At 43.8% G+C, this 22,159-nt stretch carries 17 protein-coding genes and 5 tRNA genes; 19 read left to right on the forward strand and 3 right to left on the reverse strand.

All coding sequences use genetic code 11. The features are described from left to right. Positions 1-65 precede the first annotated feature (65 nt). The gene (locus LCM10_RS09475) at positions 66-743 is read left to right on the forward strand and encodes a GntR family transcriptional regulator (RefSeq protein WP_224875992.1); all 678 of its coding nucleotides are present in this window, start codon (positions 66-68) and stop codon (positions 741-743) included. A 42-nt stretch (positions 744-785) separates the two neighbouring features. Here LCM10_RS09475 and LCM10_RS09480 read toward each other — a convergent pair whose 3' ends face one another. Beyond that, entirely contained in the window at positions 786-1,592 is an 807-nt protein-coding gene (locus LCM10_RS09480; protein WP_224875993.1) for an aspartate dehydrogenase, read from the reverse strand. A gap of 171 nt (positions 1,593-1,763) precedes the next feature. Here LCM10_RS09480 and LCM10_RS09485 point away from each other — a divergent pair, with 171 nt between their 5' ends. The 5 genes from LCM10_RS09485 to LCM10_RS09505 all read left to right on the forward strand — a co-directional run bounded on the left by LCM10_RS09485 (position 1,764) and on the right by LCM10_RS09505 (position 4,319). Beyond that, positions 1,764-2,111 carry a 2Fe-2S iron-sulfur cluster-binding protein gene (locus tag LCM10_RS09485; RefSeq protein ID WP_224875994.1) on the forward strand — a complete coding sequence of 116 codons (348 nt, stop codon included), beginning with the start codon at positions 1,764-1,766 and terminating at the stop codon, positions 2,109-2,111. A gap of 254 nt (positions 2,112-2,365) precedes the next feature. Then, a complete protein-coding gene (locus LCM10_RS09490) occupies positions 2,366-2,845 on the forward strand; it encodes a RidA family protein (protein ID WP_224875995.1) in 480 nt (159 codons plus the stop codon). A 19-nt stretch (positions 2,846-2,864) separates the two neighbouring features. Next, positions 2,865-3,893 carry an NAD(P)/FAD-dependent oxidoreductase gene (locus tag LCM10_RS09495; RefSeq protein ID WP_412103385.1) on the forward strand — a complete coding sequence of 343 codons (1,029 nt, stop codon included), beginning with the start codon at positions 2,865-2,867 and terminating at the stop codon, positions 3,891-3,893. Between the two features lie 25 nt (positions 3,894-3,918). Then, positions 3,919-4,080: a hypothetical protein gene (locus LCM10_RS09500; RefSeq protein ID WP_224875997.1), complete on the forward strand. Its 162-nt coding sequence runs from the start codon at positions 3,919-3,921 to the stop codon at positions 4,078-4,080. Positions 4,081-4,085: 5 nt separating this feature from the next. After that, entirely contained in the window at positions 4,086-4,319 is a 234-nt protein-coding gene (locus tag LCM10_RS09505) for a ferredoxin (RefSeq protein WP_224875998.1), read from the forward strand. A gap of 131 nt (positions 4,320-4,450) precedes the next feature. Here LCM10_RS09505 and LCM10_RS20635 read toward each other — a convergent pair whose 3' ends face one another. Further along, positions 4,451-4,582, reverse strand: coding sequence for a hypothetical protein (locus LCM10_RS20635; protein ID WP_263621450.1), 132 nt, complete (start codon positions 4,580-4,582; stop codon positions 4,451-4,453). A gap of 1,261 nt (positions 4,583-5,843) precedes the next feature. Between LCM10_RS20635 and LCM10_RS09510 the strand changes: the two genes are divergently transcribed. Next, positions 5,844-6,362, forward strand: a complete 519-nt coding sequence (locus LCM10_RS09510) for a sigma-70 family RNA polymerase sigma factor (protein WP_224875999.1) — start codon at positions 5,844-5,846, stop codon at positions 6,360-6,362. Next, positions 6,352-7,491 carry a hypothetical protein gene (locus tag LCM10_RS09515; RefSeq protein WP_224876000.1) on the forward strand — a complete coding sequence of 380 codons (1,140 nt, stop codon included), beginning with the start codon at positions 6,352-6,354 and terminating at the stop codon, positions 7,489-7,491. The genes LCM10_RS09510 and LCM10_RS09515 overlap by 11 nt, the downstream gene beginning before the upstream one ends. Positions 7,492-7,582: 91 nt before the next feature. Here LCM10_RS09515 and LCM10_RS09520 read toward each other — a convergent pair whose 3' ends face one another. Then, positions 7,583-8,494 carry a helix-turn-helix domain-containing protein gene (locus LCM10_RS09520; protein ID WP_224876001.1) on the reverse strand — a complete coding sequence of 304 codons (912 nt, stop codon included), beginning with the start codon at positions 8,492-8,494 and terminating at the stop codon, positions 7,583-7,585. Positions 8,495-8,663: 169 nt separating this feature from the next. On the opposite strand from LCM10_RS09520, the gene LCM10_RS09525 reads away from it, so the two are divergent. From LCM10_RS09525 to LCM10_RS09580, 11 genes are all read left to right on the forward strand, one after another. Then, positions 8,664-8,739 (forward strand) — tRNA-Val (locus tag LCM10_RS09525). A gap of 114 nt (positions 8,740-8,853) precedes the next feature. After that, positions 8,854-8,946: transfer RNA gene (locus LCM10_RS09530), tRNA-Ser, on the forward strand. Between the two features lie 15 nt (positions 8,947-8,961). Further along, positions 8,962-9,042 (forward strand) — tRNA-Tyr (locus LCM10_RS09535). Positions 9,043-9,158: 116 nt separating this feature from the next. Beyond that, a tRNA-Trp gene (locus tag LCM10_RS09540) sits at positions 9,159-9,232 on the forward strand. 16 nt (positions 9,233-9,248) lie between these two features. Beyond that, a tRNA-Gly gene (locus LCM10_RS09545) sits at positions 9,249-9,322 on the forward strand. 706 nt (positions 9,323-10,028) lie between these two features. Then, a complete protein-coding gene (locus tag LCM10_RS09555; RefSeq protein ID WP_224876002.1) occupies positions 10,029-12,662 on the forward strand; it encodes a hypothetical protein in 2,634 nt (877 codons plus the stop codon). A 302-nt stretch (positions 12,663-12,964) separates the two neighbouring features. Further along, entirely contained in the window at positions 12,965-13,921 is a 957-nt protein-coding gene (locus LCM10_RS09560; protein WP_224876003.1) for a hypothetical protein, read from the forward strand. A 37-nt stretch (positions 13,922-13,958) separates the two neighbouring features. After that, positions 13,959-14,528: a signal peptidase I SipW gene (gene sipW / locus LCM10_RS09565; protein WP_224876004.1), complete on the forward strand. Its 570-nt coding sequence runs from the start codon at positions 13,959-13,961 to the stop codon at positions 14,526-14,528. Positions 14,529-14,618: 90 nt separating this feature from the next. Continuing rightward, a complete protein-coding gene (locus tag LCM10_RS09570) occupies positions 14,619-15,140 on the forward strand; it encodes a TasA family protein (protein ID WP_224876005.1) in 522 nt (173 codons plus the stop codon). A 79-nt stretch (positions 15,141-15,219) separates the two neighbouring features. After that, complete coding sequence (locus LCM10_RS09575; protein ID WP_224876006.1) at positions 15,220-16,089, forward strand: CalY family protein; 870 nt, start codon at positions 15,220-15,222, stop codon at positions 16,087-16,089. Positions 16,090-16,487: 398 nt separating this feature from the next. Then, complete coding sequence (locus LCM10_RS09580; RefSeq protein ID WP_224876007.1) at positions 16,488-22,091, forward strand: pullulanase; 5,604 nt, start codon at positions 16,488-16,490, stop codon at positions 22,089-22,091. The last annotated feature ends 68 nt before the right edge of the window (positions 22,092-22,159 follow it).

A 22,159-nucleotide genomic window follows, 5' to 3' on the forward strand; every position in this document is an offset into this window, starting at 1 on the left:
AAATAACAGAGTCTCTGCTAAAATAGACAGAAAGCAACTTTTTAATCGGAAGAGGAGATCATGTAATGAAGTGGGAAGAAGAGGAATTACTATCCATCCGTGAACGCGCATATCTGTATTTAAAGGATTTGATCCTGAGCGGTGAATATAAACCTGGCGACCGCCTCATCGAAAGGGAGGTTGCCAGTCAACTGAATATCAGCAGGACGCCGATCCGCGAAGCTTTATTCAGACTGGAATCACAAGGGTTCGTCAAAACCGTCCCTCGAAAGGGCGTCATCGTCTCCAATATTTCGGAAGAAGAAGTCATTGAAGTATTCACGATTCTCTCTTCACTTGAAGTGTTGGCGGCAAGGCTTGCGGCACAGAAGATGGATGACACCCTAATCGGGGAGTTCAATGAAAAGATCGAGAAGCTTGAAGCATTGGAGAAAGGCGAGGCCGATGAAGCGGACACCGAACACATCGAGATGAACCTCCTGCTTTATAAAGCGGCTAAAAGCCCGAAGCTGTTCGACATTCTGTCCGGATTGACCGACTACATCCAAATGTCTGCCAATATGGGCTATGAAACCCCGGGTCGACGAAAGGAATCCATCAAGGAACATATCCAGATCATGAAGGCGGTACGGGACCAAGAAGTGGATATGGCCGAATTCCTGACCAAGATCCATATCGAAAATTCGAAGAAGGCCTATATTCAATTCCTTGAGAATCAGAAAGAAAAAGCGAATAAGAAATGAGAAAAGACTGTGTCTGAATGAAAGACACAGTCTTTTGTATGTTTAGATCCCGATGACAACGGGGGAAATCAGATTATTCAATGCCTTGCAGATGCTCATCGCCACGATATACCCTGACTTTGGATTCTCCGCTGAAGGGGTGTTCTGGATGGTCAGCTCCACCTCGCCGAAATAGCCTTTCGCGATGATTTGATGAGTATTATGCTCAACGTCAGGGTCGACCAGGACCTGTACCTCCGTCTGATCAAACCCGACACCCGCAATGCTCAATGCGGCGGATACATTCGTACTTTGCGGAAACAGCTTCGCCGACTCACGGGCAGTCCCTTCATAGATGATATGTTGTTCACTGATCGTGTCCAAATCGACGCTTTCTTCCGCGATTGTCCCCCTCCATGCAGCAGGCGGCTTTCTGGTGATGAGCTTCACTTCCTCCAGTTCGTTGATCGAAGAAGCCGCAATCCGGTCCAGTCCGCCGATCGCAGCGGAAGGGAGGATCAGTTTCCTGTTCGACCTTTTTGCTGTTTCAATGACGCTTTCATATAGTTCCCTGTCAGAGAAAGCACCGATTGATACCGTAATGAAATGACTCCCGGAAGACAGGGATTTTACGGCATACTGATAAACTGCCTCGTGACCGGCACATTCGATGATCACATCCAACCCCGAAGAGAAGAATGTTTCTTCATCGTCCGTCACGATGAAGCCATCAGGCACTGCTTCCTCATACTGATCCAGGTTTCGTACAAGGATATATTCTACTTTTGCCCCAGGGACTTTGTTTTCTTTCAAATAGGAGACGACATCCTTCCCGATCGCCCCGTATCCTATTAATCCGACTGATAACATGATAGAGCCTCCTTTTTTATTTCGGCTTTTGGTATACCAAAAAGTATATCAATCTCTTCATCGATCTGCAAAAATTAGTCAGAAAAATGTGAAATAACTAAAAATATCATTGTCAGAATATTGTGTATGTGGTATATTGTATACCAAGAACAATCGAGGGAGGAATACTTCATGCCTAAAATCAATTATTCTACGAGTGGTAAAGTGCTGGATGTACCTGAGAACTCCAATATATTGCGAATGTCTTTACGATATGATGGCGATCTGCCGAATAAGTGTGGGGGAGGCATCTGTGGGACCTGCCTTTGCAAGATTGAAGATGGAGCCGAGTATTTAGACAACGTGAAAGTGCAAGAGCGTAGGAAGCTCGGCGAAGAGTGGCTCCAAAAAGGATATCGACTGGGATGCCAGACATTTGTGACGAATGGCGACGTAACGATCTCCTGGGATGAAGAAACAACGAAAGTGGTCAAAAAGAGAAAGCCTGATAAAATCCAGAAACAAGTTGTGAATAAATAGGTTCCATACCAAACGGGAGAGGTGAAGAGAATGTGGGCGTGTAAAAAGCATGTGACGAAGGCGATTGATCTATTGGATGTCCCTCATATCCGTAAAGCACCTAAAGGGATGCATTGCTCTTTTTGCAACAAGGAGGCAAACCTCAACGTATATTATTCTCACAAACCATGTAAATTCAAAAATAAAAAGAACAACCTATTAAAAACCTCTTAAGCGGAAGCGCGTGAAGCTAACCGTCGGGAAGGAAGTTGGAAGTGGGAGAACAATTGATGTCTGTTGAAGATCGATTGGAATCGATCGGCTTATCGTTACCCGATCTACCGAAGCCGTCAGGGCATTACCTTGGGGCGGTCCAGGCCGAATCATTCCTGTATGTAAGCGGAGTGACCTGCAAGTGGAATGGCACCCTCCCTTATAGAGGAAGAGTGGGAGAGGATCTTTCACTTGAAGAGGGCTATGAAGCTGCGCGATTGACGACCTTGAACCAGCTCGCAATCGTGAAAGAGACGATCGGGAGTCTCCGGTTGATTGAGCGGGTCGTCAAAGTCACGGGATATGTCAGCTGTGCACCAGGCTTTCCTGATGTGCCGAAAGTGATTAACGGCTCGTCCGACCTGTTGGTTGAACTATTCGGCGATAGCGGGAAACATGCCCGTTGTGCGGTCGGGGTCAGTTCCTTGCCAGGCAATGCGGCTGTCGAAACAGATTTGCTTGTTTTACTTAAGAAAGGATAAACGTTTTTGAAAAGGGGTTATGCAGATGAGTGATGAACGGATATACGATGCCACCATCATTGGCGGTGGACCTGCCGGGTTGTTTACGGCCTTCTACGCAGGGATGCGGCAAATGAGCGTGAAAATCATTGAAAGCATGCCGCAGCTTGGCGGACAGCTTTCAGCACTGTACCCGGAAAAATATATTTACGATGTCGCCGGTTTCCCGAAAGTACTGGCAAAGGATCTAGTGGATGGGTTGGTGGAACAGGCCAATCAGTTCAATCCATCGGTCAGCCTTGGTCAGACGGTGGAAAAGGTGGAAAGGCTAGAGGATGAGTCGTTTCTATTAACGACAAGTAGTAATGAAATGATCAGAACCAAGACAATCATCGTCACAGCGGGTGCCGGCGCCTTCAAGCCCCGTCCTTTGGGTATCGAAAAAATGGATGAGCAGTACGAAAATCTCCATTATTTCGTGGATGACCTCAGCCGTTTCAAAGGCAGGAAAGTGCTTGTCTGTGGAGGCGGTGATTCGGCGGTGGACTGGGCGAACATGCTCGAACCGATTGCGGAAAGAGTCACACTGGTGCATCGCCGTGATAAATTCAGGGCGCATGAGCATAGCGTGGAGCAACTGATGGATTCCAGCGTAAGGGTCATGACCCCTTTTAATGTGACAGAGCTCGGAATGACCGGTTCGAGGATCTCCCATGTTGTCCTGCAGCACGCCAAGAAAGAATCTGCGGAAATCCTCGATGTCGATGATGTGCTCGTTAATTACGGATTCATCTCTTCACTCGGACCGATAAAAGACTGGGAACTTCAAATCGAAAAGAATTCAATCGTCGTCGATTATAAAATGGAAACGAATATCAAAGGAATTTTTGCCGTAGGGGATATTGCTACGTATCAAGGGAAGGTCAAGCTGATCGCCACAGGATTCGGGGAAGCACCCGTCGCCGTCAGTCATGCGAAGCAGTATGTGGATCCATCAGCGCGCGTCCAGCCCCTTCATAGTACAAGTGTGATGGGAGACAAGAAAACGAAAGAAGCGAGCACAGTCTGACACTTTTGTGATGAAGGGGGACTGAATGACCATGTGTAAAAACAAGATGAACCGCCAGGAAGCCTGCCGAGCCTGCAAGTCTTGTGGCATGTCGACTCCTAAAGATAAACATCATCATGATGAACGGGCTGTACTGATTTTGGATAAGGAAAAAAGGGAGAAGCATCCCATAAGGAAGGGAGAGTAGCGGAGATGAGCAAATATACTATCATCGACCAGGAAACCTGCATCGCCTGCGGGTCTTGCGGGGCATCATCCCCTGAAGTCTATGACTACGACGAAGAAGGACTGGCATTCGTCCTCCTCGATGACAACCAGGGCAAAACCCCCATCCCGGAGGAATACCTCGAAGACGTTGAAGAAGCATACGAAGACTGTCCGACGGAGTCAATCAAGCTGTCGGATGAGCCTTTTCATAACGAATGAAAAACGGGACATGGATTTGTCCCGTTTTTTTGGTGGGACGGGGGGAAACCTGGTGCGCGGGCGGACCAAGGGCGCGGACCAAGGGGACAGGTACGGTGGTTCAAAGACTGCTGGACCTGTCCCCTTGAATTTTAAGGCTTCTTGAGATCCTTTAGGATGGTGTTTTTTAATGCTTCTATCTCCTCATCCATTTTTTCCATCTTTTCATCGAATTCCTTGTCTTTTTTCTTGAGTTCATCAGTTAAATTATTGTCCTTTTTCATACAACATCCTCCTTTTTTTAGCATCTACATAAATATATGAAGAATATCTTGAAATGAACCAAAATGGGGTCAGACCCCGAACCAAAGGGACCTGTCCCTTAGGCACTCCGATAGTAAATACAAATGGAGTGATTCAGGAAACAAATTTTCGCCACACCGAAGATCTGCGGATTTACTTATGGATTCTGACGCACTCACGGGAAGAAGTAGGGTATGAGGGAGGCTATTTTCTGGAAAAGGATCAGTACATAGCAACGCTTAGCAATCTGAGAGATTATATGTGGTTCTATAATGGGAATAAGATGGACCATTACTCTATATCCCGAATTCAGCGGTCCATCAAGCGTCTGGAGAAGTATGGCTGGCTTCGTGTTGAGAAGATGCAGCGTGGGTGTTTGTTTACGGTGGTGAAGTGAAGTACCCAATGAAACCATGGGGACAGGTGCCGTGGTTTTTGCGAGGGTTGTAGATTAGAGATTCTATGCTTGTGGCGATTTAGAATTACGTAGATTTAGGTAGAACGTACTGTTACAAAAAACGAATTTTCATATACGCAATACATGGCCACCACCCAGCTAAATAATAAATATAATGAGGGTAAACGTTTAGGTATTGTCAGCTAATACCTATATAAATATTATTAACCTTAATCACTTTCCACATCGCTACTTGCATATATTAGAAGAGTGTTTTAGTCATGTTTTCCCACCATCAGGCTAATGCAAAGGAGTGAGGGATTGTGGAGAAGAATACCGCTTCAAAGGGACGGTCTATCCTACTGTGGGCAAATGTTATGATCTTGGCAAATTTGGTAGCCATAGCGATGATAAGATTGTTTTTCAATGATCATAAAGAACTGTTGCTGGACCTGATCAATCTTCCTAACTGCATATTCATGGGCTTTGTTTTTACTTATATTGGCTATAAGGGAATTCAATTTCTTAAAGTTCCGAAAAGCAAAAAGCGCTTTTATTCTTATACTACCTTTGGGTTACTCGGTATAATACTTTCAGTCGTACTTTTATTCTTAACCCTTCAAAGCATATTTGGCCACTAGTCTTAAGGAAACCAGAAACCGCAGGGACAGGTACCGTGGTTCACTACGAGCCGTGGTACCTGTCCCTGCGGTGTTTAGGAACAAAGAGCCTGCCCTTATGTCTCTTTATGTTGAAATCCATGGAACTTTTGAGTCCAAAATGGATCATTCTACGTCTAATAAGCAGAATGAGAAAATGGTTTTGAAAGAAATGGGGTGGCATGCATGGAGGAATCTAAAGTGGCAATTGGTGAGCTTATGGACCTGTACGGGAAGCAGCTCATCAATCTCGCTTATACATACTGCAAGGACTGGGGGATGGCGGAGGATATTGTCCAGGAGGTGTTCTTGAACGCATACAGAAAATTGGACACGTTTGAAGGTGAATCTTCGTATAAAACATGGCTTTATACCATTACCATCAATAAATCGAAAGACTTCCTGCGTAAGCCGGTGAGGAGAGAGACATTCCTGCAGAGGGTGTTTTTCAAGGTGAATCAAAGCCAACCGACACCAGAAGAAGTGGTGGTCGGAAAAGATGATCAGAGTGGACTTGCTTCCGAGGTTATGACCCTTCCCATTAAATACAGGGAAATAATCATCCTTTACTATTATGAGGAGTTGAGCACGGCAGAAGCGGCTGAGTTATTGAGGATTCCTCATTCCACTGCAAAAACACGGCTTCAAAGAGGGCGGAAGCTACTGAGAAAGCAATTGGAAGGATGTGATTACCTTGCGAAATAATCAGGAACAACGGGAGATTCAAGAGTCTTTACGGGAACTTTTTAAGGAGAATCCATATAGCGGACGAACAAAGAGGCGTTGGCTGGATGAACTTGATAAAGGAAGTAGGGTGTATACCCAAAAAAGACCCAATTTGATTCCAGGGATCCTGTCAATTGCTGTCGCGATGGTCTTCTTCACAGGATTTGCATTTTTTCTTTTACAGAAGTGGGAAGAAGGACGGACACATCTTCAGGAGCCGGTAGTAGAGGCACCAACGGGGGTGACAGAACTTGATGAAGAAAAAAAACTGGATAAGAAAGTGGAAGAACTGATGAGTCAGGAAGAGGTAGACATCAAGGATTTTCTCACCTATTTTTATGATGAATTCACTAATGGATATAAAAGCTATCCGATGGGTTCACATGACGGCTACTATTATCAGTCGAAAGAAGAGGTGGCTGAAGGTGTTCTTTCTGTCTTGGAGAAAATGCGGCCGGAGAATGAAAAATTGAAGGGGGATTTGGACCGGCTGGAAGTCCTCCTTGAAGAATTCCTTTATACTTCGAGGAAGTTCCCACCTGATTATGAGCGTCCCGATCCAGCCAAAGTATATTATTACTCAGTGGGTTTGATTGCCGATCTTCACCAAGTGATCGTTCTTGGAGGCGAAGAAGACCTGAATGGTTTTTCATTGAGTGGGAATGGTCGTCACACAGATGTGATAAAAGCAATCGCTGATGGCAGCCGGGTATACCCTGACCCTGAAAGCCCGCTTATTTTAACAGAAGATCAAAAGGATGACTTCCTTCCGATCGAAGCTTTTCAAATCGAAAAGACAGAATTCACGGATCTAAGCACATATGTCCATTCAACCTATGAAAGCTATCAGGACGGCTCCGAGTATAAGGAGCATTTCGATAATGAGTCTGCTGAATCAAGTTTGATCGGAGCCTCGATTGCGTATATCAATTACTTCAAAGAAGACATTAAAGAAAAGGGGATGACGGAAGAATTCGAAGAGTGGCAGAAGATCGCCTATGAATATCAGAAAAGTAGGCTTAGTGTAGGCGAGGCTGAATCTGTGAGACAAGAAGAGCTTAAGGTACAGTTTGAGAGGAAGATGGAAGAAATAGTGGAGGAGTTTTGAGGAGCAGGGGTTTTCCACCTGCTTCTCTATTTGATTAAAATTTAATTTATATTTAAAAAGAGAATATACATACGATCTAAATCCTTGAAGTTCAGACATATTTTGCATGAGGGATTTCGTACATTCCCTTTGAAATCGTTTCAATCTTTGATGTGAGGAAATCTACATATTCACTATCTTCACGAATTTCAAACATATGTAAAGCCTGTTGGTAATATGGAAATGCCTTATCAGTGTGTGCTAGAAGCTCGAAATTGTAACCAATCTGATAATGAAGTTCACCTACTCCCCAAAGTAATTCTTCGTCAAAACACCAGTTGATGGCAGCTTTGCTGTATTTTATAGATTTTTCATATTGACCAAGTCGTGTCAGGACCTTAGCGATATTATAAAACAATCGGGTCTTAATTGATTTATCTTGCAAATGCTCAGTAGTCCTCAGTGCAACTTCCACTTGCTTGTAATAATAAAGAGCGTCTTGGTTATTATGTAGGGCTACATGAATGGTTCCAGTGCTTGCGAGAATTTGCATCTCCCTTTCTGTCATGGCCTTTTTATCATGAGCAGTGAGGTCATAAGCTTTTTGTAGGGTTAAAAAGGATGCTTCTGCATCCTTCTCGACTTCATACTTATAAATCCCCTTGTGCCAATAAAGAAGCTGTAGCTTCTCCTTGTCTTTATAGAAAAGTGGATTCTTCTCTTCGGTTTTGACCAGGTCAATCATACCATCGAAATCACGGCTGTCCCGTAGAAACCTGAGCTGCCTCTCAACTTCCTTGATATAATCTATCCTCGGAGTCGTACCGATTTCAAAAAAGTAGTTGATGTCGACACCCAGTTTGATGGAGATTTGATATAAAGCTGTCGCACTGGGGTAGATGTCGCCTTTTTCAATCCGGCTGATCAAAGCTTGGGTGCAGATGTTTTCGGCCAAATCACCTTGTGTAAGGCCGGCGACCTTTCTCAATTCTTTTATTTTTTTACCGATCAAAGAGTAATCCATGTTGCTCCTCCTTGCGAAGAATTTGTCAATTTATCTTATCAAAAAATAGCTGTTATGGGGACGGGGAGTGAAGTGTATATTAATAAATCTTTAAATAAGTTATTGACTTTTTTTCGAAAAATTGATAGATTAGTATACGTCGCAGTAAGCGATATGATTGTTTTTTTACGGAGGATTAGCTCAGCTGGGAGAGCATCTGCCTTACAAGCAGAGGGTCGGCGGTTCGATCCCGTCATCCTCCACCATGGATTTTTCACGAAGCGACAGCGAAGTGAAAAGATCCTTCCTTAACCTTGCGCAGCGAAGCGGAGCATCACTACTCTAAAGCTCAGCAACCTCGACTAGCAACCAACACATACGGAGGAATACCCAAGTCCGGCTGAAGGGATCGGTCTTGAAAACCGACAGGGGTGTTAAAGCCCGCGGGGGTTCGAATCCCTCTTCCTCCGCCATATTTTTTCTCTCATGGAGGGGTAGCGAAGTGGCTAAACGCGGCGGACTGTAAATCCGCTCCTTCGGGTTCGGCAGTTCGAATCTGCCCCCCTCCATTTAGCTTTTTTCACGGAGCAAGAGCGGAGTGAAAACAAGCCTCCTTAACCTTTGCGCAGCGAAACGAAGCATTACGTTCATAGCGAATCAGCGAAAGGATACAAATTTATATCCTAGGGGCATAGTTTAACGGTAGAACGAAGGTCTCCAAAACCTTTGGTGTGGGTTCGATTCCTACTGCCCCTGCCAAAGTACAATTCCATATGCGGGTGTAGTTTAATGGTAAAACCTCAGCCTTCCAAGCTGATGTCGTGGGTTCGATTCCCATCACCCGCTCCAATTATTGATTATGCCAAAGCCAGTTCTAATAATAGAACTGGCTTTTTTGTATTGGGAAGGGACACGGGGACAGGTACCGTGTCCCGCTTCTAAGAAACGGGACAATGGACCTTTCCCCCTGTCCCATCCCTCGATCATTATTGAATTTTTAAGGTTTCTCCGACGTAAATTCGGTCACTGATTAGTTTATTTGCCTTTTTAAGCTTGCTGACAGTTGTATTGTATTTTTTGGCGATGGCAGAAAGGGTATCGCCTTTTTTACTTTATACGTTACAGCTTTAGAGCTGGAAGGTGACTTAGCTTTTTCTTTAGAAGGAGTTGTAACAGTACCTGACACCTTTAAGGATTGGTCCACATAAATCTTGTCACTTTTCAGGTTATTTAGCTTCTTCACAAAGTTAATACAAATAGAGGTAATTCCCCATCCGCTAGTCTCACTATTCTCAGGGTCAAAAAATGATAATCTGTAAATTTCATTTGACCAAAGTAATTAATTAAATATATAAAAAAATCTACCCAGTTATAAATTCAATTTTTTACCTTTAATGAAAATTTATTGAATTTTTACCTGTTATGAATTATAACCTATAAAGAGAACGGTATCGTTCTCTTTATAGTTACTTATTTGAATTTTTAAATCTGATAAAAGGGGGTATCATGCTTGCATTTGCTTTAGACTTGCCAAGGATATTTAAGGAGGAATTCAATGAAATTAACAATTAAAAAATTTGTTACTATTGCTGCTTTATATGCTCTGATCTTTACACTATTCTTGCCCACAATAGGGTCTGCAGAAGGAAAAGAAGATAAACTACCTCAAAAAGAGATTCCCTTTCCATCAGTCAGTGCCAACACATATAGCTTGTTGGCATTTGGGGATGGGGAGATAGGGAATGATCATGTACATGCAAATATTGGTTCAGATGGTCGATTCACCGCTGGTTTAAAAGACAAGTTTTCATCAAATTGGTACCCAATTATCTATGGTGGCTATGATGGTGATTGGAGTTTTACAGGAACATCTTTTACATCCTTAAAAGTTGATGGAAAAGAAAAGGTGTTTGGGAATCAACCGGAAGGGGAAGTTGTTTCTCCGCCTCAGAATATTGATGACCAAACGAATCAGACAGTGTGGAAAACGGGAGATGTTTCTGTTAAACAAGTATTAAAATCGACAATTAATCCTGCTACAGGGATAGATGACGCCATCCAGGTACGTTACACAATGACCAATACAGGAGATAGTAATCATGATGTAGGTCTGCGTCTAATGATTGATACAATGGTGGGTGGCAATGACAGTGCACCGTTCAAAGTCCCTGTGAATGACGAAGTTGTTTCAATTGATTATGAGAAGGAGTTTACAGGTGATGAAGTACCTGAGTTCTGGCAAGCATTTGAGTCTTTTGATAATCCTCAAATCAGTTCTCATTATACGATGGGGGGAGAGAGAGCAACAAAACCTGACCGTTTTGTGATTGCAAACTGGGGATCTATAAACAGTACAAAGTGGGATTATCAAGTTCGAGAAAATCAGAATACAGGTGATAGTGCTGTCGGTATGTGGTGGAATCCTGTTACGCTGGCGCCAGGGGAAACCAAAACCATCACTACTTATTATGGAAGAACAGGTGTTGGCGGCAGTGAAACGCTAGTATTGAGCGGCAGACAAAAATTAAATGCTTCAGAATGGACATCTGAACCTACTAATCTGATTGCATACTTAAATAACAACACTGGAGACATTCTAAACAATGTTAGGTTGGAAATTGTTACGAGTGATGGGATTGTGCTTGTGGATAATGATGCCGATTATGAAGTTGGTCCTTTAGAAATTGGGGAAACTAGTCAAACTACTTGGAGGGTCCAACCAAATACACATGGTGTTCACCCAGTCACCGTAAATGCTTATAAGGAAGGATCATCTGAACCGTTCGCCACTGAGGAGTACACAATTGAAGCATTGGAGGCTCCTGTACCACCTAATATTTCTGTAGGAGGAAGCGTAGGTGAGGACCAAGATGGAATCCCTATGGCTGGCAGAACAGCACCATTAACCGTAGAAGCCACATATCCAGATGCAAGTTCTGTCAGTATGATTGCTACGGACTCGGATGACAATCGTTATGAGGCTGAATTGAATTCGCATAACGGAACAGACTGGACACATACCTTCATACCTTCCAGTGAAGGGCTATGGGGCAGTCCGTTAACGATCCAATTAATACCAACTTATCAAGAAGGAACAACCGGAGAGGCTCAGTCTTTTGAAATTGTGCTGATTGATCCAAGTGGAATTATCTATAATGCAGAGAAAGCAACACTTGACTCTAGCACATCAGAATCACCCGATCGTCGGGCTCCACTCGATTGGGAATTGCCTGGGGCTACCGTTGTATTGCAATACTTTGATCCAGAACTGGAATCATGGGTGACAATGACAAATGAAGCATATCCGGGGATGCTTTCACCTATTCAAAATCCACAGATGACAGGTGAGGATGGTAAATATGCTTGGGATGTTGCAGAGGGTAGATATCGAGTAGTTGTGAGTCGACCTGGATTTGAAACGACTATTAGTGATGAAGTATCTGTTCCGCCACCAGTTCTAGACTTGCATGTGGGGATGATACCTACTGATCGGGTGAAACCTACACTCTCTTTTGAAGGTGTCACCAATGGAAATACGTATAGTGAAGCTGTTTCCATTCAGCTGACTGCTACTGATGACGAAGCGGGTGTACGTGATTTTTCTTATCGTTTAAATGAAGGTGAAGGAGTCACCGTGAGTGATCTTGACGAAGCAATTGATATTGAAGAGCCAGGTGACTATTCAATTACAGTTAAAATACTGGATTATGCAGGAAATGAAACAATTGAAACCATTTCCTTTACGATTCAAGAAGAACAAGCGGAAAGTGACATTATTACCATCCTCGGTCAAGCTATAGAAAAAAACAATAAAACACAGCAAAGTATTATAGAAGCTATGGATAATAATACCGATAATGGTGAAGGATCAGGAGTGGAAGAAGCGATCAATGAAGCCGTTAATGTAAATAATGAAGTAAAGGATTTAATAGAGCTTGCAAAATCAATGCTGGGAGATCAATCATTACCTCCTAATCTAATGTCCTTCTTTGAAATTCAATTAGATATGGCGTTATCACAAAACATTGAGACTACTGATAAGCTTGAGACTGTATTATTTTCATTAAGTGAAGAGAGTTCGATGTCCAGTGTAAGCAGTGAACTGGACGGTGCACTCAAAGCAGCTAAAAAGTCTAAAGCTTCACTTCAATATGTTGCAAGCTATTTAATTATGTTGTCACGTAGGTAGGTCGCTCTATTTAATTACAATAAAGGTCTGTAAAACTAAACGTTTTTCAGACCTTTTATCTTTTATTAAGAACATAATGTTCTTAATAAAAGATAAAAAACTAAGTATAAAGTAGTATTATGAAGGAAAAATGAGGAAATGTTCTGTAAAATTAATGAAATCCTCTATTTTGAACATTTCCAAATCGTAAATCGACTACTATACTCTAACTATAAAGTTCTTTAAAGAGAACAAATCCTCCTAAGTAACGAACAGGATGTTTAATAAATTGCAGGGAGGGATTCCTCATCAGACAATCTAGATTGAAAAAACGTAGAAAAAAGCTCAGCCCTTTACTGGTAGGTACTCAAGCAGCAGTCATATGGTACTCATCAGTGTTGATATCAACTTCAGTAGTCACAAACACAAATGCCCTTTATACAGACACTGCAACAAATAAAAATGAAATTAGAGCACAGTGGACTGAAAGCTGGGATCGAAGCTCATTAACCTTCTGGAATCTTGAGGTGAATGGGAAATTAAAGGACAGTGATAATCAAAAAAATGAAAGCCATTATGGTTTCTCATGTGAGAAAGGATTCTACAGCGACATAGTGAATGACGGAGAAAAGATGGGTGGAAAGTCTTTATTTATGCTGAGATTGAAACCTTTAGGGACTGGTGATCCTAATCCGACAAGCCGTGGTGAAATTGTTTACCAAAAAGAGCTGCCAGTATTAGAGAAGAATGAACTTTACCGCTTAAGTCATACACCTAATTTTAGCAACATAGAGCCTGGTACATATAAATTCACGGTCCTTCAGCGTCCTCTGCATCCTGGTGGTGAAAAACTTAAAAGTTACGAGTTTCCAGACAGAATGGAAATATGGGCCAAGGATGCAGTCACGATTTCAAAGGAACAACTTGAAGCATGCTTAAACCCTGCTTCTAAAATCCAGGATACTGAGACAAATAAAACAGAAAAAAGTGAAGAAAGTAAATCAAGTGCAACCTCAACTAATGAAGAAACAGTCACCGAAACAGGAAGGAAGGACCTTGAAAAAAGCTCTTCAACTTCTGATCAGAAGAACTCCACAACCGCAGTAGAAAAGAAAGCAGTCTCAAATGATAATACTGTCGAAGAAAAAAGTATTCAAAATGAAACAAAAGAGGCGGAGGCATCAACTAAAAGTCCAGAAGCTAACGTAGAAAAAACCACTTCAGAATCAGAAGAAATCAATAAGGATGAAGAAAGTTTCAAAGAAGCTTCAGAACAATGAAATTAAAGTGAATTAATTCCAATAGGTGGTGTTTCTTTTGAAAGGCAAAATGTTATGGAAATGGACCAGCAAGACTCTTTATGCGTTGTTTATCCTTCTTATGCTTCTAGCACTCTACTCGGTCATCTCTTCCAGAGTGTCAGGGGGAGAGCCTGAAATCTTCGGTTACCAGGTAAAATCAGTGTTGTCAGGTTCGATGGAACCTTCAATAAGAACGGGATCGATTATTGCTATAGAAAAAACCATCGATCCTACTAAGTACAAAAAAGGCGATGTTCTCACATTTAAATCAATCGATGATCCCAACACGTTAATTACTCATAGAGTAATAGAGGTCAAAACGATTGATTCCCAGATTCATTATGTCACGAAAGGTGATAACAACGATGCAAATGATAGGGAACCCATACCATCTCACAATGTGGTGGGTGAATATAAAGGCTTTACCGTTCCCTTCATTGGAAAAGTATTCAGCTTTTATAACACAGATGCAGGCAAGATTGTATTCCTGATCATTCCAGGGATCATGTTAATCGGCTGGGCCATCTTAACAGCCTGGAAGGCCATTGCAGCCATTGAAGAAAAAGAAGGTACCAAAACCACTTAGTTTGATTTCCCCTTTTGAAAATACATAGTATACGTTTTCTTGTAGGGGTTTCAATAAAAAATTATTTGAAAATTTGAGGAGGAATTTATTATGGGTCTTAAGAAAAGTTTAGGAGCAGCAGCACTAGCTGCAGGTATCGGAGCAGCAGCAATTGGTGGGGGAACGTTTGCATTGTTCACAGATACGGCAGCCAACACAGGTAATACTTTTACAGCTGGTACATTAACTTTAGATGATGTTTCAGGTGGAGCAATTGTTTCTCAGGCAGTGAATTTCGACAACTTAGCACCAGGAGACAGTGGTACTGTCTCAATGACTGTCGAAAATAATGGAACTTTGGATGCATGGGTGAAAATTGATGATACAGCAACTAATGCAAGCAAAACAGGAGATTTATTTGGAGGGGATACTCCACTTAGCCTTACACTAGATACTGATGTAGTCAGGGTACCTGCAGGAGGGCAAACAACATTTGATGTAGATTATGCTTTTCCTCTTGGGGCGGACAATTCATATCAAGGAGACACAGGATCATTTGAGGTTGTAGTTCAGGCGGTTCAAGCAAGAAATAATACAAATGGAACAGACACTGCACCAAATGCATGGCAATAAAATAATTAGCTAATGCTGAATAGTAGGGTGGTGGTAAAACACCATCCTTTTATGTTAATAGTAGGGAGGGTTTTTAACCATGAAGAAAAAAAATAAAGTTGCTCTTCTTTCTGCAACTGGTCTGTTAGCTACATCTTTGGCTATAGGTGGAGCTACATATGCATTATTTAAGGACGGAGCAACTAATGCTAATACTGTAACAGCTGGTGAGCTTGAAATTACTGCTAAACGAGATGACGTGCCAAATGTAGGGCCCATGTTTTACTCTGAAAATTCAGTTGGGAATTATGGTGCAATGGCTACTGGCGAGTGGGCGCCTGGGGATAAACATACTCGTGGGTTATTCTTAAAGAACACAGGCACATTAGAAGCACGATTACAAACATTAACAGCCACTCCAGTAGATTCCAATGGTATTCCAGTTACTTCAGGACAACAGTATGAAGATGATGTATTATTTGCTTTGCAATCAAATGTTAAAATCTGGGATATCAAAAGGGTTGACCCTTCTAGTATGAGGCCAATTCCCATTCCTATAACACTTGAGAATGCTTCCGAAATGGATGAAATTATGGAGGTTGTAAACGCAGGTTATGAATTTGCTCTCGATTTTTTTAATATTACAGACTTTGAATATCAAGTTGATTATGCAACCTTTGTAAATGCAGTAAATCAGTTTATGTTAGAAGAGCTTAATAGAAGGGGTGTAAATGGAGGGGATCTATATCAAGTTGATAGATTATACAATAAGAAATTATCGCAGCTAGTAAACAATCAATTTGATGCCAGTAGTTTAGGGTTAGAAATAAAGCCTGATGAAGCAATTTTATTAGGGTTTACAGTGCAAATGAAGAAAAATCCTCCTGCGGGCATTGACCGGAACTCAATGCAAGGAAAGTCAGTATACTTTAACTTCGGGACTGATTGGGTTCAGACGAGAAATAATTGATATCTATTAAGCTAACTCAAAGATTAATCTTTAAGTTAGCTTTTTTATATCGTTTATGCTTAATTTTTTGTAAGTAGATTGCAACTTCAATTCATCTATTACTTCGGGTGTGATATTAAGATAAACACATTACTGAAAATGGTTTGTTGTTCCCTTAAATAATACCTAGTATAGATAATTTCCAAAAAATAATCCTGAGTCTTTCGTCATATTGCCCCCTCTGTCAACATCATGTAAAATTTAAAAATACAGACAATTGCAAGCGTTTGCATTTTAGGTAGGAGGATTCAGGCATGCCCGTTTTTAAAAGGATGATGGTCGACGGATTCTTTTTATGCCGTTTTGTGCAAACGTTTTCACAAACATCAGGCTAACCAAAACAAAGGGGAGGAAACACAATGAAGAAAGGGACAAAAAGGCGTTTTTCCATCTTTATGACGCTGCTGATGGTGGTGGGCCTATGGATGCCATACATCCCGGCACAAACGGTCACGGCGGCATCAGGCGGGGAAGAAATGTCTTCTGAGCGCACCGTACGATTCACATACATCCGCGAAGACCAGAAATACGACGGTTGGAACATCTGGGCATGGTATACAGGGGTGCGGAATGATCAACTCAATTTTGATTCGTATGAGAATGGAGTGGCGACGGCGAATATCGCGGTGGCTCCTGAAACGGAACGATTTGGATTCGTGCTCCGCAGCACAGATAACTGGGATACCGCACAGAGGGAGTTCGGAGACCGCTACATTAAGGTCAATAAAAACGACACCATCACCAAAGCTTACGTAACAAGCGGTGTCGAAGAGATTCGGATTGTTCCTGATGGGTCGGCTCCGGTCATCGATCAGGGGAATGCCACTTTTTATTATCGTGATAAAGGATTGTTTGCAAGCGATGAGATGGACTCAATTGAAAAAGTGGAATTGAAATTAAATGGAGAAACGAAGGAAATGACCTATGAGCCCGAAAATGAAAGATTCGTGGTTTCATATGAAGATATTCCAAATGGCAAGACACCGTACTCGTTCCTCGTAACGAGAAATGGTCAAACCATTGAAGTGAGCGACCCATACAATACGGTGGATGGAAAGTCCCATATTGATTTTCAAAAAGGGGAATTGACGGTAAGCGGGACGGTGGAGCCGCAACATATCGATTATAACGAAAATGCTGTGTTGTCCGTTCATGTAGATGGGCTGACTGAGGGACTAGAGGTTTCTAAAATCACGGCGGATCTTTCGTCACTTGGCGGTTCCGAAAAGACGACGATCGATCCTGCTTTGAAAGAAGTGACGATCGCAGTCGATGATGATGTGACGGCAGGCACGAAGGACATCCCGCTTTCGATTGTCGATAACTACGGTAACCCTTATGAAGGAACGGCACAAGTCGAAGTGAAAACAAGACAAGCAGTCGGTGAGAATGATTTTGACTGGGATGAGTCCATCATCTATTTCATGCTGACAGACCGCTTCTTCAACGGCGACACGTCGAACGATGATCCGTATGATTTGAACGCTGATCAATCCAAGCGTGGTACCCATCAAGGCGGGGATTTTGAAGGGATCACAAGCAAGCTTGATTATTTGGACGAGCTTGGTGTGAACACGATTTGGATCAGTCCGATTGTGGAGAATGTGAAGTACGATGTCCGTAAAGGGGAAGCGGGAGAGCCGTATTTCAGCTATCACGGCTACTGGGCGAGTAACTTCTCCCAACTGAATCCTTATTTCGGATCGATGGAAGAATTCCACACACTCATCGATGCAGCGCATGACCGTGGCATGAAGATCATGGTCGATGTGGTGTTGAATCATACAGGTTATGGTTTGAAAGAAATGGACGGGGAGCTTCCTGAAGCAGAGCGTCCGGCTGGTTATCCAACGGATGACGACCGCACGCGTTTCAGCGATATCGTCCGTCAAGGACCGGATGTCGGTTCTGATGAGGTGGTCGGGGAACTGGCTGGCCTGCCGGATATCATCACTGAAGATCCCGAAGTCCGTCAGCAGATCATCGATTGGCAGACAGACTGGATCGACAAAGCGACTACTGCTAAAGGAAACACCATCGATTACTTCCGTGTCGATACCGTGAAGCATGTCGATAAGCCGACATGGATGGCGTTCAAGAACGCGATTACGGAGAAAATGCCGGAGCACAAGATGATTGGTGAGGTTTGGGGAGCGAGTGTCGACAACGACTCAGGCTATCTCGAATCCGGAATGATGGATTCATTGCTTGATTTTGGATTCAAAGGAATTGCAACAGAGTTCGTGAACGGTAACTTGAAAGCGGCCAATGACAAACTCACGGCCCGTAACGGGAAAATCGATAACACTGCAACACTGGGCCAATTCCTAGGCAGTCATGATGAGAACGGATTCCTTTACTCATTGGGTGGCGATGAAGGCAAGCTGAAAGTAGCGGCATCCCTCCAGGCGACGGCGAAAGGTCAGCCGGTCGTCTATTACGGGGAAGAGATCGGTCAAAGCGGAGAGAATAATTATCCGCAGTATGACAACCGTTATGATTTTGCCTGGGATCAAGTGGAGAATAATGATATCCTCCATCATTATAAAAAGATCCTCAACTTCCGCGGCGAGCACTCGAAGGTTTTTGCCAAGGGAGAAAGAACGTTCATTGGAGGAACGAATAGCGATCAATTCCTCATGTTTGCGCGTAAGCATGAAGATGAGTCAGTTTATGTAGGGCTGAATGTTGGGGAAAAGGCGACAGAAATCAAGGTAACCGTTGATTCTCCAGATGCGGTCATCACAGACCACTATTCTGGAAAAGAGTATGCGGCATCCGGTGCGGAAGAAGTGACTGTTCCTATTCCGGCAATCGCCGATGGAGGGACCGTGCTTTTGACTGTTGCAGGCGGTAGCATCACGGCAGCTGAACGAGGATCCCGGGACGGAACCGAGCCTGAAGTGGAGCCTGTTCCTGAAAACAACATCCGCATCCACTACAAGCGTGAGGACGGCAACTATGAAAATTATGGTGCATGGCTATGGAATGATGTGGCATCACCTTCAGCTGACTGGCCTGTAGGAGCAACTCCATTCGAAAAGACCGACCGCTACGGTGCCTACGTTGATGTACCTCTTAAAGAAGGAGCCAAAAACATCGGTTTCCTTGTCGTGAACCGCACAAATGGTGAAAAAGACGGCGGCGACAAAGGGTTTACGATCAACTCCGAGGACATGAACGAAATCTGGATCGAGCAAGGATCAGACAAGGTGTCCACGTTTGAACCGGTCGACCTGCCAGAGAATACGGTTCGTATCCATTACGTCCGTGAAGATGCCAACTATGACAATTTTGGTGTCTGGAACTGGGGAGATGTCGCGTCGCCTCCAGCAAACTGGCCAACCGATGCAGCTGATTTAACGGGTAGAGACCAATACGGTGCGTATGTCGATATCCCGTTAAAAGAAAATGCGAAGCAAATTGGCTTCATCGTCATGGATGAAACAAAAGGCGATGCGGGCAAGGACGGCGGCGACAAAACGTTCAATCTGCTCGATAAGTACAATCGTCTTTGGGTCAAACAGGGCGACGATACGGTGTACGTGTCACCGTATTGGGAAGTGGCATCCGGCATCACATCCGCAGAGGTGATCTCGGAAAACAAAATCCGCCTCGGATTTACGATGACGGACGGTTTGACGCCCGAAGCTTTAAAAGAAAAACTGGTAATTAAAGACAGTGATGATGGTGATGTGGCGATTGAAAGCGTCGAGATCACCGGCGATAAAACGGTAGAGGTCAAGGCTTCATTCAGCTTGGTAAAACTGCCGCTAACCATCACGTATTCCGGCAGGACCATCTCAGCGTCATCCGGCTGGAGAATGCTTGATAGCATGTATGGATATGATGGGGACGATCTTGGAGCGACATACAAAGAAGGCAATGCCACATTGAAATTATGGGCTCCGAAAGCAAGCAGTGTCGTCGCTAAATTTTATGATAAAGAAGATGCTGCAACAGAAATCGGCAGTGTAGAGCTTACGAAAGGTGAAAAAGGAGTCTGGTCAGCGGACGTCAAGGCAAGTGAGCTTGGCTTATCCGATCTGAAAGGCTACTACTATCAATACGAAGTCACGAATGACGGGGTAACGAGAAAGGTGCTCGACCCTTATGCCAAATCGATGGCAGCCTTCACCGTCAATACGAAAGGGGAAGCGGGTCCTGACGGAGATAAAGTCGGAAAAGCGGCGATCGTCGACTTAAGCGGGACGAACCCAAAAGGCTTCACCCATGCAAACATCGATGGCTATGAAAGACGAGAAGATGCGATCATTTACGAAACACATATCCGCGACTTCACGTCGGATCCATCGATCGCAGATGACCTGAACGCAAGGTGGGGCTCGTACAAAGCCTTCATCGACAAGCTGGATTACATCAAATCACTCGGTGTCACGCACGTGCAGCTGCTGCCGGTTATGGCGTGGTACTACGGTGACGAAACGAAGATGGATGAGCGGGAGCTTGAATACTCAGCCGGAGGAAACGAATATAACTGGGGTTACGATCCGCACAGTTATTTCTCCCCGGACGGTGCGTATTCAGAGGATGCGACCGATCCTGAACTTCGTGTAAAAGAGCTCAAACAGCTGATCGACGCCATCCATGATGCCGGAATGGGTGTCGTGCTGGATGTCGTGTACACGCACATGGCACAAACAAGCACGCTGAATGACATTGTGCCGAATTACTACGCATTCCAGGATGACAAAGGCAACTTCCTTGGAGGCTTCGGGAACAACCTGGCCACGAATCATAAGATGGCTGAAAAGCTGATGGTCGATTCAGTGAAATACTGGTTCGAGGAATATAAGATCGACGGCATGCGCTTCGATATGATGGGAGACGCAAGCTATCCAGCGGTACAAAGCGCCTATGACGCAGCTGAATCCGTCAATCCCGACGCTCTATTCATCGGGGAAGGATGGAGAACGTTCGCTGGTCACTTGGCAGACCCTGAGTTAAAAGGAATGGGTGCCGATCAGGACTGGATGGACAAAACCGACGATGTCGGCGTATTCTCCGATGAAATCCGAAACGAATTGAAATCCGGCTTCGGTTCAGAAGGCGAGCCTCGTTTCATCACCGGAGGCCCGCGTGACATCAACACCATTTTCAACAACATCAAAGGCCAGCCGGGCAACACGGCCGATGACGATCCAGGCGATATGGTCCAATACATCGCAGCGCATGATAACCTACCGCTGTACGATGTGATTGCACAATCAATTAAGAAGGATCCGGCCATTCCTGAAAATAACCTGGAAATCCATAAGCGAATCCGCCTCGGGAACTCCATGATCCTGACATCGCAAGGAACGGCCTTCCTGCATGCGGGTCAGGAATACGGTAGAACGAAGCAGTGGTTCGGTGAGGGGGTACCGGAGCAGAAGTACCACGAATTAAAAGATGAAGACGGAAATCCTTTCGGCTACTTCATCCACGACTCCTACGATTCGTCCGATGCCATCAATAAATTTGATTGGGAGAAAGCGACGAACGCAGAGGAATTCGCCGTGAACTCGACAACGAGGGAATTCACGGAAGGCTTGATTAAGCTGAGACGTTCAACAAATGCTTTCCGACTGGGTGATAAGGAGCTCGTCGACCAGAACGTGACGATGCTCGATATCCCTGAAATCAAGGATACGGACTTGATACTCGCATACAAAAACGTGTCAACAGACGATACGGGCACCTACTACGTATTCGTCAATGCTGATAACAAGGAGCGTACGCTATCCATCGGCGATTACGACTTCCGAGGCGCGAAAGTGTTGGTCGATAGTGACGAAGCGGGTGTTAAGCCGGTTGAGGAACGGTCTGGGTTTAAGTTGAAGAAGGATACGTTGACGATTGAGCCGTTGACTACGGTTGTGATTAAAATCGATCAAAAAGGTAAAGCAAAAGGCAAATCAAAAGATAAACCCGGTAAAAGAAAAGGTCAAAAAGAACAATAGTCTTAACTATGTTAAAGGCCCGTTCCTCAATTATTGCGAGGGACGGGCCTTTAGAGTTTTGGAAGTCA

It is taken from the genome of Rossellomorea aquimaris (assembly GCF_020171925.1).
Classification (GTDB): domain Bacteria; phylum Bacillota; class Bacilli; order Bacillales; family Bacillaceae_B; genus Rossellomorea; species Rossellomorea aquimaris_F.